The organism is Streptomyces sp. NPDC033221 (genome assembly GCF_055577005.1).
Genome location: NZ_JBVIQN010000046.1, coordinates 18648 through 32674, shown reverse-complemented (window position 1 = coordinate 32674; position 14027 = coordinate 18648). Strand labels below are relative to the sequence as shown.

Sequence of the window (14027 nt, the reverse complement as noted above, 5' to 3'; positions counted from 1 at the left end):
TCTTCGGCTCTTCCCGCAAGATTTCCGCAGAGTTTGCGGGGCCCTCGACACCGTCCTCACCGCTCGTCATCAGGGCCGTGGCACACGGCCGTTCAGACCGCCGTGCCGTCGCGCACCGACTCGGGGCACCGGCCATACGGGGAACAAACGACCATTGACACACTCCGCAACCCTGTTCGATCATCGGCGGGTTACCGAGCGTCCAGCACGGCGCCGAATCGAAGGAGCCGTTGCACGGGGCCGCGCGACCCGCGGCCCGGAAAGCGAGTGCGCACCATGGCCACTTGAGGTGGTGAACCGGACCGTACCGGCCGGCCGGTGTGACCGGTACTTCCCGACGGAAGTCCCACGGCACCGCCCGCACTTCACCACCGCTTCGAAAAATCACCGCACCACCCCTCACCTCCGGGTTTCCGCCCACGTCGAGCCGTTCCGGCGTACCTGAGCGGACTCCGGCCGACCCGTGCGACGGGACCGGCCCGCGAGTTCGGCCATGACTTCCGCAGCGGCCTGCGCGGCGCCCGATCCGATACCGCCGGCCCACCCCCTCCCGCCCCTTACCGATCGGTAATTCGGGCCGGCCGGCGGCAGGCATTCGGCCGTCCGCACGAAAAGCCCTCCTCGCAGAGAAGAAGAGCCCGTTTTGCCGGCGAACCAAACGTTCCGCGCATCGACTTCCGAACACCCCCGGACGACGCGGAAGCAGACCGCTGTTGAACCGCTGACCTGTCGTACCGGACCGCTGGAGCTGTCTTTCGCGCAGCAGCGGTTGTGGTTCCTGGCACAGCTGCGGGGCGCCGGCGAGGCGTACCACATGCCGCAGGCCTTCCGCCTGCGCGGACCGCTGGACCGGGCGGCGCTGACCCGTGCGCTGGACGCGCTGGTGGCCCGCCACGAAGTGCTGCGCACCCGCCTGGTCGCCGTGGCGGGTGAGCCCGCCCAGCACATCGACCCGGCGGACGTGGGTTTTGCCCTGCACGTGCACGATCTGACCGGGGCGGATGACGCGTCCGACGCCGAGGCGCGGCTCGCCGCCCTCCAGCGTGAGGAGGCAGCGGCCCCGTTCGACCTGGCCGGGGGCCCGCTGATCCGCGGGCGCCTGGTGGTACTGTCCGCCGACCACCACGTGCTGCTGCTGACCGCGCATCACATCGCGTCCGACGGCTGGTCGATGACGGTGATGACACGGGAAATCGCCGAGCTGTACACCGCTTTCCGCTCCGGCGGGGAGGTTTCTCTGCCGCCCTTGCCGGTGCAGTACGCCGATTACGCCGCATGGCAGCGGAAGTGGCTTTCCGACGGCGGACCGGCCAAACAGGCCGATCACTGGAAGAAGGCACTGGCCGACGCTCCCGCGCTGCTTGAACTGCCGACCGACCGGCCCCGACCCGCCGAACAGGACTACCGCGGCGGAAAGCTGCGCCTGGAATTCGACGCGGAATTGACCGCCGCCCTCAAGAACGCGAGCCGGCGCAACGGCAGCACCTTGTTCATGACCGTGCTGGCGGGATGGTCCCTGGTCCTGTCCCGGTTGTCGGGACAGACCGACGTGGTGATCGGCACGCCGGTGGCCAATCGCCGGCGGACTGAACTGGAAGGCCTGATCGGGTTTTTCGTCAATACGCTGGCACTGCGTATCGATCTTTCCGGCGGGCCGACGGTGGCCGAACTCCTCAAGCGCGTACGCGGGGTCGCCCTGAAGGCACTGGAGAACCAGGACCTGCCGTGGGAGCAGGTGGTGGAGCTCGTCAATCCGTCCCGTAGCCCGGCCCATACTCCGCTGTTCCAGACCATGTTCGCGTGGCAGAACAGCGAGGAGGGCGAGTTGTCGCTGCCGGATATCGAGGTGACGCCGCTGGATTCGCCGTACGACGTCGCGAAGTTCGACCTCACGCTGTCCCTCGCGGAAGAGGACGGCCGTATCACCGGCAGCCTGGATTACGCCAGTGCGCTGTTCGACGCGGAAACCGTGGAAAGGTACGGCCGCTATCTCCGGCATGTGCTGACGCAGATGGCCGCGGACCCCGGCACGCCCGCCGACGCGCTGGCGCTGCTCGACGAGCCGGAGCGGCAGCAGCTGGTGGCCGACTGGGACGAGACCGCGAACCGCTCCGGGACACCGCTCGCTCTGGTCGAACGCTTCGAGAACCGCGTACGCGAGCAGCCTGACCGTACGGCCCTCGTGTGCGACGGCGAACGGCTCGACTACGCGACGCTGGAGCGGCGCGCCAACCGGCTCGCCCACGCCCTCATCGCCCGTGGTGTGCGCCCGGACCAGGTGGTCGGGCTGCACGCCGGGCGTTCGGTGGCGCTGGTGGTGGGCATCCTGGGCATTCTCAAGGCGGGGGCCGCGTACCTGCCGCTCGACCCCGAACTGCCCGCGGAGCGGCTCGCCCGCATGGTGGAGGACGCCGCGCCCGCCCTGGTGCTGAGCGACGCGGCCGTACCGTCGGGCGGGCGGCAGCCGCTGGCCGCCGTCGAGGCGGAGGGGCAGCGGGACGACGCGCCCGGCATCGCCGCCCACCCCTCCCGGCTCGCCTACGTGATCTTCACTTCGGGTTCCACCGGTCGGCCCAAGGGCGTCGCCGTCACGCATGGCAACGTTGGCAGCCTCTTCGACCACTGGCTGGCGCGGTTCGACGCCGGGGCGGGCGAGGCCGCGTCCTGGTGGTCGAGCATCGGCTTCGACTGCTCGGTGTTCGAGATCCTGCTGCCGCTCACCACCGGCGGGGTGCTGCACCCGGTGCCGGGGGAACTCCGCGCCGACCCCGAGGCGTTGATGGAGTGGCTGGGCACCCACCGCATCGCCCAGGCGTTCCTGCCGCCCGCCTTCATCAAGTGGATCGACGAGGCGCCCGAGGAGCGGCTGGCGGGCCTGTCGCTGCGCCGGCTGCTGACGGGGGTGGAGCCCGTACCGGAGCAGGCCCTGCACCGGATGCGGTCGGTCCTGCCGAAGCTGCGCCTGCTCAACGGCTACGGCCCTTCCGAAACCACGGTCTTCAGCACCGGCTACACCGAGCCGCTGCCGCTGCCCCGGACGGCTCCGGTCGGCCGCCCGTTGGACGGCACCCGGGTCCGGCTGCTCGACGCGCGCCTGGAGCCGGTGCCCGCCGGGGTGACCGGTGAGGTCTACATCGGCGGCGCGGGCCTGGCCCGCGGCTATGCGGGCCGCCCGGACCTGACCGCGGAGCGTTTCGTGCCGGACCCCTTCGCGCCCGGCGAGCGGATGTACCGCACCGGCGACCTGGCCCGGCGGCTGCCCGACGGCAGCGCCGAATTCGTCGGCCGCCGCGATCACCAGGTCAAGCTGCGCGGCTTCCGTATCGAGCTGGGCGAGGTCGAGGCGGCGCTGCTCGACGGGCCCGGCGTGCGCGAGGCGGTGGTGGTGGCCGACCGGGACGCGGCCGGTGAGGCGCGTCTGGTGGCCTTCCTGGGCCGGGGCGACGCCGCACCCGAGCAGCCCGACGCCTGGCGCGCCGCGCTGGCACGGCGGCTGCCCGGTTACATGATCCCGGCACTGTTCGTCGAGCTGCCGCACCTGCCGCGCACCGCCAACGGCAAGCCGGACCGCGCGGCCCTGCTGGAGCAGGCGCGGGCCGGCGGTCCCGTACAGGTCAACCTGGCCAGCCCCCGGGACCACATCGAGCTGGCGCTGTACCGGATCTGGCAGCGGGTGCTGGTCCAGGCCGAGATCGGCATCCGCGACAGCTTCTTCGACATCGGCGGCACGTCGATCTCCGCGATCAAACTGGCGCACGCCGTTCGCGAGGAGTTCGGCGAGACGCTGCCGGTGCGCGAGATCATGCTGCATCCGACGATCGAGGCGCTGGGAGGGCGGCTGCGCCGGGGCGCGCCGGACCGGCCGGACAGCAATCTGATCGAGTTCCGCCCGGGTGACGGGCGGCAGCGGGTGGTCTGCGTCCACCCGGCGGGCGGCACCGCCTTCTGCTATCTGTCGCTCGCCAAGGCGCTGCCGGAGTCCTGTGGTGTCCACGGCATCCAGTCGCCCGGAGTGAACCCCGGCGAAACGTTCCTGCCCACGGTCGAGGCGATGGCCGAGGCGTATCTGCGGCTCGTCGAGCCGCTGCTGGACGGCGGCCGGCTGGTGCTCACCGGCCTCTCGTACGGCGGTCTGGTCGCCCACGAGATGGGGCGGCTGCTGGCGGCGTCCGGCCGCGGCGACGTCAGCGTGGTCCTGCTCGACACCCAGGGCTCGGACGAGCCGGCCGACCGCGCCGCGACGGCGCCGGTGGAACTGGCCGAGTTCCGCGACAAGCTGGTCAAGTTCAACGGGATGTACCCCGGCATCGACGACGAGCAGATCGACCAGTACTTCCGTATCTACAACCACAACCGGCAGACCGCGGGCGCCTACACCGCTCCGCCGACGGCGGCCCGCACGCTCCTCGTCCAGGCCGTCGAGGACGGCACCGACACTCCCTTCCTGCGCGGCGTACGGGACTTCTGGCAGCGCCGTGCGAAGGGCGACTTCGTGGTGGAACCGGCGTACTGCGACCACTGGGAGATGCTGGAGAGCACCGAGGTGCTGCGGGTGGCCGCACTGATCGAGGCCGAGCTGGCCCGCTTCCCGGCCGTCTCGCCACCGCCCGGCGGTCCCGCCGCCTCTCCCCCGCCGTCCGGCGGCCCGGTCTCCGGGCCGTCGCTGCCCGCCGGGGCGGAAGCCGAGTCAGCACAGGCCCAGGAGTGATGATGGAACCCGAATCGACCGTCTCGGCCGGGCTCCCGGCCTCCACCTGTCTGGCCGCCGCCGTGCTCGCGCAGGCCCGCCGCAGACCCGCCTCCGTGGCCGTCGTGGACGGTGACCGGCAGCTGGACTACGCGGAACTCGACGCCGCCAGTGCTGCCGTCGCCCGGTCCCTGCACCGCCACGGCGTACGCCCCGGCCAGGCGGTGGCGGTCTGCCTGCCTCGCTCATGGCAGCTGGTCTGCGCGATGCTCGGCATTCTGCGGCTGGGCGCCGTGGTGGTGCCGCTCGACCGGCTGAGTCCGCCCGAGCGGCGGCGGCACATCCTGACCGACTCCGGCAGCGGGACGCTGATCCACGGCGGTACGGCTCCCGACGGGCTGCCCGAGGACGTACGGACGCTGCCGGTGGCCGGCCTGCTCGCCGCCTCCCCGGCCGCCGACGAGGCCCCGCTGCCGCCGGCCGCCGCCGCACCGGCGTCCTTCGTGTTCTACACCTCGGGCACCACCGGCCGGCCCAAGGGCGTCGAGGTGCGGGACGCCGGAATTCTGCGGCTGGCGCGGCCCGGGTACATCCGGCTGAAGGAGGGCGCGCGCTACGCCTGCCTGGCCAACCCCGCCTTCGACGCGCTGAGCTTCGAGGTGTGGGTGCCCCTGCTGACCGGCGGCCGCTGCGTGATCCTGAGCGACGAGGAGGTGCAGACTCCGCACCTGCTGGCGGCCGCATTGCGGCGTGCGCGCATCGACGCCCTGTTCATCACCACGGCGCTGTTCAACGTGGTGGCCGACAAGGTGCCGGACTGCTTCTCCGGCGTCGGCGAGGTGCTCATCGGCGGGGAACAGCTCAACAGCGCGCTGGTCCGCCGCTGGTACCGGGACAACCCCACGAGCACCACCCGGCTCCACAACATCTACGGCCCCACCGAGGCCACCACCTTCGCCCTCTGCCACCCCGTCCCCCGCGACTTCGGCACGGACGCGGTACCCATCGGCCGGACACTGCCGGGCACCGGAGCCCTGGTGGTGGCCGACGGCACCCGCGTCGCCGAACCCGGCGAGACGGCCGAACTGTACCTGTCGGGCGAGGCGCTGGCGGCGGGCTACCGCAACCTCCCCGAGGAGACCGGGCGCCGCTTCGTACGGCTGCCCTGGCACGACGGTGGCACCACCCGCCACTATCGCACCGGCGACCTCGTACGCCGCGACGCCGACGGACTGATCACCTACGTCGGGCGCGCCGACCGCCAGGTCAAGGTGCGGGGCTTCCGCATCGAGCCGGGCGAGCTGGAGCGGCAGATCGAGGCCCATCCGGCGGTGCGCCGGGCGTATGTGTGCACCCGCCGCGACGCGCACGGCGTCAACGAGCTGCTGGCCTACCTGGTGCTCGGCGAGGAGCTGTCGTTCGACGCCTTCGACCGGCACCTGGCGGCCGGCCTCCCGGCCTACATGCGCCCGCACCACGTCCACCTGGTGGACGAGCTGCCGCTGAACGCCAACGGCAAGGTCGACGGAACGGCACTGTTGCGTCGTGACGACCGCCCCTGGCAGCGCCCGGAGTCGGCGGCGGACGCGGCGGCCACTCCCTGGCAGCGTGAGGTGCTGGAGCTGGCGGGCCGTGTGCTGGGCGTACCGGGGCTGCGGCTGGGCGACCGGTGGATCGCCAACGGCGGCGACTCGCTCAAGGCGCTCCGGCTGCGTTTCGAGGTGCGGCGGCTCTGGGGCTGCGAGATCCCGCAAGCGCTGGTGCTCCAGGGTGATTTCGCGCAGCTCGCCGCGGCCATCGCGGAGACCCGTGCGGATTCCCGTCCCGGTGCGGACTCTCCGTACCCGGAGCCGCCCGCGCCCTCAGGTGCCCGCTCCGCGCCCGCCACCTCGGAGCAGCAGCGGCTTTGGCTCCTGCAACAGCAGGACCCGCGGTCCTGCGCCTACAACGTCCCGCTGGCCTTCCGGCTGGACGGCTCGGTCGACATCGCAGCCCTACGGGAAGCGCTGCGACGGCTGGTCGCGCGCCACCCAGCGCTCCGTACGGCCTTCGAGGCCACGCCGGAGGGGCTGCGGCAGGCGGTGGGCGAGGCGTACGACCCGTGGGTGGCTCCGGAATCGCTGACGGAGCCCGGCACACACACCGGTGACGCGTCCGACTGGCGTCCCGCCGCCGACCGCCTTTTCGCCACCCCCTTCGCGCTCGACCGCCCACGCCTGCTGCAAGCGACCTGCCTGACGCGCCCCGGAGGCGGCGTACTGCTGTTGCATCTGCACCACATCGCGGTCGACGGCTGGTCGCTCAACGTCCTGTTCCGCGAGTTCTCGGCCGATTACGCGGCCGCGCTGAGCGGCACGCAGACGGCAGAGCCCGCCATGGCCCCGACCCCGCTCGACTACGCGGGATGGCAGGCCGAGTGGTTCGGCCGCGGCGCCTACCAGGAGCAGCGCGCCGCGCTCCACGACCGCCTGAGCGGCCTGGACGAGGGAGCGGCCCTGCTGGAGCCCGCCCGCCCCCGGGCCCGCGCCAACGGCCGGCTGCTGTGTGCCTCGCTCGACCAGGGCCGCCGCGCCGCACTCGACCGGCTCTGCACAGAGCTGGGGCTCACCCGCTTTCAGCTGCTGCTGGGCGTGTTCGCCTGGAGCCTGTACGGCGTGACCGGCCGCTCCCGGCCGCGTATCGCCGGGCCGGTGGCCAACCGGCCGGTGCAGGCCTTCGAGGACAGTGTCGGCATGTTCGCCAACACCGTGCTGCTGCCCCTGGACCTGGCGCCGGCCGAGCGGTTGCGCGCGCAACTGCTGCGTCAGGGCGCGGCCGTACAGGAGGTGCTGGACCGGCAGGACGTGGCGCTGGCCGACGTACTGGCCGACCGGGAGAACCGCACCGACGGCTCGCCGTTCGACTTCCTCTTCGTCCTGGAGAACACCGATTTCGGGGCGCTGGAGCTGCCCGGCTGCGTCTCCCGCCCCGAGTGGCCGGTGCCCGCCGAGGCGAAGTGCCCGCTGACGCTGTCCGTGATCGAGCACGGGGCGGGCTTCGACTGCCTGTGGGAGTACGCCGACGACCACTTCGACGGAGCCGAGGTCGAGGCCCTGTCCGGCCTGTTCCGGCAGGGGCTGGACGCCCTGGCCGAGGGCGGCACGGCCACACTCGCCGAGCTGGTGGGCCCGTACCGCAGCGGACTGCCCGACCACGGCCGCGGCCTGACGACTCCCCCGGCCTTCACCACCGTGGCCGAGGGCTTCGCCCGCCAGGCCCGGCTGACGCCCGGCGCCCCCGCGCTGGTCGCCGACGGCCGCAGCCTGACCTACGCCGAACTCGACGCGCACGCAGCCGCCTTGGCATCCGAACTGCGGGCCACCCACCCGCTGCCCCCGGAGGACGACGGCCGACCGCACTGCGTCGCGCTCCACTTCGAGCCCTCCGCCGAGCATGTGGTGGCGCTGCTGGCACTGGCCCGGCTCAACCTCACCATGGTGCCGCTCGACCCGTCCTACCCGCCGGCCCTGCTGCGGCAGATCCTCGACCAGGTGCGGCCGCTCTGTGTCCTGGTGCCGCCGGACGGCACAGCCGCGATCGACGCGATCGCCGCGGATGCCCTGCCGCGGCACCCGGTCACCCTGCCCGCCGTCGCCCCCGACCGGCCCGCGCACGACGAGCCGCCCCACGACGGACGGCGCCCGCTCTACACGCTGTTCACCTCCGGCTCCACCGGCACCCCCAAGGGCGTGCAGGTGCCCGACCGCACCCTGTGCAACCTGCTGCACTGGCAGGCGGACGCCGGGGGCCTGGCGGGCGGCGCGGTCACCCAGCAGTTCTCCATGCTGTCCTTCGACGTGTCCTTCCAGGAGATCTTCGGCACGCTGTGCGGCGGCGGCCGCCTGCATCTCGTACGGCCCGGCTGGCGGCAGGACGCACCCGCCCTCCTGGAACAGCTCGAAACGGCCGGTGCCGAGCGCGTCTTCATGCCGTACGTGGCGCTGCACCTGCTGGCCGAACACGGCGTACGGCTGGGCCGCTTCCCGTCCCGGCTGCGCGAAGTGGTGACCGCGGGCGAGCAGCTGCTGTGCACGGACGCGATCCGCCGCTGGTTCGCCGGGCTGCCCGGCGCGCGCCTGTTCAACCACTACGGCCCGACCGAGACGCACGTCGTCAGCAGCCTCTGTCTGGAGGGCGACCCGGCGCGGTGGCCAGAGCGGCCGGCCATCGGCAGACCCGTCGCCAACGCGTGGCTGCGGGTCGTGGACGAGGCCGACGCGCCCGTGCCGCCGGGCTGCCCCGGACGGCTGCTGATCGGCGGCCCGATGGCCGCGCCCTGCTACCTCGGCGACCCGGCGTTCAACGCCTCCCGCTTCGTCGAACTGCCCGGCCTCGGCACCTTCTACCGCAGCGGCGACCTGGCCCGGTTCGGCCGGGACGGGCTGCTGCACTACCTGGGCCGCGACGACCAGCAGGTCAAGCTGAGCGGCCACCGGCTGGAACTGGGGCAGGTCGAAGCGGCGCTGCTGCAGCACCCGGATGTCGTCAACGCGGTCGTCGTACGCGACGGCGACCGGCTGGTGGCCTGCCTCCAGTGCGACGACACCGCTCCCACGCCGGAGGACCTGGCCGCTCACCTGGCGCCGCTGCTGCCTCCGTACGTACGGATCGACCGCTTCCGGCGGCTCATATCGCTCCCGCTCACCCCGAGCGGCAAGTTGGACCGCCGTAGGGCGCTGGCCGCGCCGGGTGACGAGCTGCGTCCGCGCACCGTGGCCGCCACAGCGGCTCTGTCGCCCGTCGAGGCCCGGCTCACCGAGCTGTTCGAGGCGGTCGCCGGCACACCCGTCGGGCCCGACGAGCGGTTCTTCGACGCGGGGGCCACCAGCCTCGACCTGATGCGCTTCCACCTGCGGTGTACCGCCGAGCCCGAGCTGTCCTTCACCATCCCCGACCTGTTCGAGCATGTCACCGTCCGGCGGCTGGCACGGTTCCTGGAGGGCCGTTCCGAAGCAGCCCGCCAGGACGCACCGGCGACCGGCACGGCCGACGAGCCGATAGCCGTGGTCGGCATGGCCGTACGGCTGCCCGGCGCCGACGACCTCGGCGCCTTCTGGGACCTGGTACGCCACGGCGAACGCGGCATCGAGCACTTCGACGCCGCCGACGGTCTGGTCGGCGCCCGCAGCCAGATGGCGGGCCTGCTGGACTTCGACCCCGACCACTTCGGCATCAGCCGCCAGGAAGCCCGGCTGATGGACCCGCAACAGCGCCACCTGCTGATGAGCTCGGTACAGGCCCTCGCCCACGCGGGCATCACCGACCCGGCCGGACAGCGCGTCGGCCTGGTCGCGGGCTGCGGCGAGAACACGTACTACCAGTCCGTACTGCGCGAGGCCGACCCGGCGTACCTGCCGGACGGCTTCCAGATGGCGCTCCACCACGACAAGGACTTCCTCACCACCAAGGTCGCCTACCACCTCGACCTGTCGGGCCCGGCATTCACCGTGCAGGCGGCCTGCGCCAGTTCGCTGGTGGCGGTGCACGTCGCCGCCGGACTGCTGCGCCAGGGCGACGCCGACGTGATGCTGGCCGGCGGCGTCCTGGTCGACACCCTGCTATCCGGCGGCTACCGCTACCGGCCGCAGCACATCTTCTCCAAGGACGGGCACTGCCGCCCCTTCAGCGACGATGCCAGCGGCACCATCGGCGCCAGCGGCGTCGGTGTGGTCGTGCTCAAGCCGCTGCGGCTGGCGCGGCGGAACGGCGACACCGTGTACGCGGTGGTCACCGGCTCGGCGCTGAACAACGACGGTGCCGCCAAGCTCAGTTACAGCGCGCCCTCACTGGCCGGACAGCGCGAGGTGATCCGCGCCGCGCTGCGCCGCAGCGGCCGTACCGGCGCCGACCTCGGCTATGTCGAGGCGCACGGCACCGGCACCGCGCTGGGCGACCCGGTCGAGGTCGGCGCGCTGCGCCAGGCGTTCGACCTGGACGGGTCCCGGCACTCTGCCCTGACCTCGGTGAAGAGCCAGATCGGGCACCTCGGCGCCGCCGCGGGCGTGGTCGGCCTGGTACGGGCCGCCCTGTCGGTCCACCACGGCGTGATCCCGCCCAATGTCGACTTCCATCAGCTCAACCCGCAGATCGGCCCGGACCCCGCGCCGTTCTTCATCCCGACCGAGGCACAGCCCTGGCCCGGCGGGCGGCCCCGGGTGGCGGCCGTCAGCAGTTTCGGCATCGGGGGCACCAACGCCCATCTCGTGCTGGAGGCGGGTGAGACGGCGGAGCCCGTTTCGGGTGTGCCCTTCCTGCCGCTGTCCAGCAGCAGCGAGACCGGCCTGCGCGCCGACGCAGCCCGCATCGCCGATTACCTCCAGGCCCGGCCCGAGACGTACGGCCAGGTACTGCGCCACCTCCAGGCGGGGCGGCCTTCCCACCGGTGGCGGGCCGCGGCGGTCTGCGCCGACGCGGCGAGCGCGGTGGCGTGGCTGCGTACGCTCGCGGACGCCGAGCTGAGACCGGCCTCGGACGAGAAACCCGAGGACGTGCTGTCCGCCGAGGGCCGTTCCCCCGAGGAACTGGCCGAAGCCTGGCCGGCCGGGCGGACGCTCCAATGGCCCGCCGGTCCTGCCCAGGCCCCGTGGGACTTCCCGCCCCCGGCGTTCGCACTGGCCACGTACGACTTCCAGCGCGCCGAGCCGAAAGCGGACGGCCCTGCGGGCCAGACCGCCACGGAGTCGCTCCCCCAGCGGCTGCCGGAGGCCGACTGGCTGCACCAGCCGCACTGGGTCCGGCGGAGCCGCGCCGTCCCGGCACCCGCGCCGCGGACGGCCGACGGCCTGCTGGTTATCGTGACGGCCGAGCCGTTGCCGTCCGAAGCGCTGCGGCCCTTCGAGGCGGCGTGGTCCCGGGTGGTACGGGTCGGCGCGGCCGACGCGTTCGCCCGGCTGACGGACGACGCGTACGAGGTGGACCCGGCCGACCCGGCCTCGCTGCGACACCTGCTCGACGCGCTGGGCGACCCGGGCGAGGCCGGCATCGACTGGCTGCACGCGCTGCCGCTGGCCGTCGAAGGGCCGGTGGACGAGGACGCCTTGGCGCATGCCCGCTGGGCGTGCCTCGACACGCCCGCCGCCCTCCTGCAAGCCGTCGCCGGAACGTCGCGGGCTTCGCTGCTGCGGCCCTGGTGGCTGTCGTACGGGGCCCAGCCGGTCGAAGGGCCGGTACGGCGCCCGGAGCTGGGACTGCTGGCGGGCGTCTGCGAGGTCGCGTCGCAGGAGTGCGCCGTCAACGGCCGCTGGCTGGACCTTCCGGGACGCGGACTCGGCGACTGGGCAGCGGCGTTGACCGCGATGCCGGGACGGTCCGACGGCTCCGGAACGCTGCCGCGACGACTGGCGCTGCGACAGGGGTACTGGTGGGAGCAGGCGATGCTGCCCGTGCCCGCCCCAGCCGCCGCGCCGCCCGCCACGCTGCCGGCCGAGGCGGGTACGTACCTGATCCTCGGCGGTACCGGCGGCATCGGCAGCAGCATCGCGGCCTGGCTGCTGGCCCAGTCCGACTGCCGGGTGATCCTGCTGTCCCGGCAACCGCGCCGGCCCGCCGAACTGTCCCTATGGGCAGACCGCATCGACCTGGTCGCGGCCGATCTCGCCACTACGCCGCAGGACACGGTCCTCACCCGACTCGCGGGCATCACCCACCGGATCGACGGTGTGGTGCACGCGGCGGGCACGGCGGCCGGCGGCCTCGTCACCCGGCGCGACGCGGCGGCGATGCGGCAGGCCATGGCCGCCAAGCTGCACGGCGCCCTCCTGACGGAGCGGCTGATCGAGCGGTACCAGCCGGCCTTCGCCGCGTACTGCTCTTCGATGGCCGCGCAGTTCGGCGGCATCGGCCAGTTCGACTACGCCGCCGCCAACGGACTGCTGGACGGCTTCGCCCGGCACCGGGCCGACGAGGTCGAGGCGACCCTGCGGATCGGCATCGACTGGGACATCTGGAGCGAGGTCGGCATGGCGCGCGACGCCCTGCGGACGGACGCCCGCCACCAGGCACACCTCGCGGTCGGCCTGGCGGTGAAGGAGGGCCAGCACCTCTTCGCGCGGGCACTGGAGCTGCAGCTCCCGCAGCTGCTGGTCTCCACGACCCCCATCGAGCAGGCCCGGGCGTTCTACGAGGCACCGGCCGACGCGTCCGGGAAGAACGCCGAGGCCGTCCCGGCAACGGGTCCGGCCGCAGACGCAGCCGCCGACTCAGCCACCGTCTCAGTCACCGCCTCGGCCCCCGACTCGGCCGCCGGGGAACTCACCGAGTGGCTCGGCCGCTGGCTGGGCCTGGACGAGCTGGACCCGGACGCCTCCCTCTACGACCAGGGCGCCGACTCACTGACCATGCTCGATCTGATCGGCAAGGTCGAGGAGTACTTCGGCGTCGACCTGGAACTGTCCCAGCTCAGCCACCAGGTCAGCCTGAACGAGGTCCTGGAGAAGGCGGGCGCGCGACCCGGTCCCGAGCCGTCCGGCACGGTCCCGGCCGCCACCGCATCCGGCGACGACCCGGTGGTGCTGGAGGTCTGGCAGCAGGGCACCGGCCGTGACCTGCTGTGCCTGGTCCACCCGGTCGGCGGTGACATCCAGGCGTACCGGGCGCTGGTGTCGGCACTCGACCCCCGCTTCACCGTCTGCCTGATCGCCGACCCCGCGCTGCGCCGTCCCGACCTGCCGGCCTGGTCCCTGACCGAACGTGCCCACCGCTACCACGCCGCCCTCCAGGCCCGCTTCCCGCACGACGCGTGGCGTCGGCAGCTGGCCGGCTGGTCCTTCGGCGCGTGGGTGGCACAGGCGATGGCGGCCGAAGCGGAAGCGGCGGGCCAACCGGCCGCCGCGCTCCACCTGCTCGATCCGCCGCCGCCGGACGCCGCGCCGCATTTCGAGGCGTACGACGAGACGCAGCTCGAAGCGGTCTTCGCGCACGAACTGGGACAAGGTGACGCGGGGGCACCCGCGAGCCGTGAGGCGCAGGCGTACGCCGAGCGACTGGCGCGCTGCTGCCGGGCCAACGTGGCCGCCATGGCGCACCACGAAGCGCCCCGGCTGACCGGCACCCCCAGCCGCCTGTGGCTGGCGAACCAGCCGGTCGACGGGCTGCCGAACCTGGGCTCGCCGGAGTCTCAGCAGCTCAGGTGGCGGGAGTGCCTGCCGGACCTGCGCGGCTGGCAGAGCCTGGACACCACGCACTACGGCATCGTCCGGCCGCCGTTCGTCCAGGCCGTGGCGGACGCGGTCACAGAGACACTCGACGCCGCCGCACCAGCCGCCCCGGGGAGCGAGTGATGCCGTACACGCCGGGAGAACAC

General features: G+C 73.1%; 2 protein-coding genes. Both read left to right on the top strand.

Going from position 1 to position 14027, the window contains the following annotated elements:
* Positions 1–643 precede the first annotated feature (643 nt).
* Entirely contained in the window at positions 644–4708 is a 4065-nt protein-coding gene (locus tag ACZ53K_RS37965; protein WP_468846275.1) for a non-ribosomal peptide synthetase, read from the top strand.
* Positions 4708–14004, top strand: coding sequence for an amino acid adenylation domain-containing protein (locus tag ACZ53K_RS37960; protein ID WP_468846273.1), 9297 nt, complete (start codon positions 4708–4710; stop codon positions 14002–14004). The genes ACZ53K_RS37965 and ACZ53K_RS37960 overlap by 1 nt, the downstream gene beginning before the upstream one ends.
* Positions 14005–14027 lie beyond the last annotated feature (23 nt).

Bases quoted from the DNA above. Each gene is read 5' to 3' on its own strand.
- ACZ53K_RS37960 (WP_468846273.1), top strand. From the start codon at position 4,708: ATGATGGAACCCGAATCGACCGTCTCGGCCGGGCTCCCGGCCTCCACC.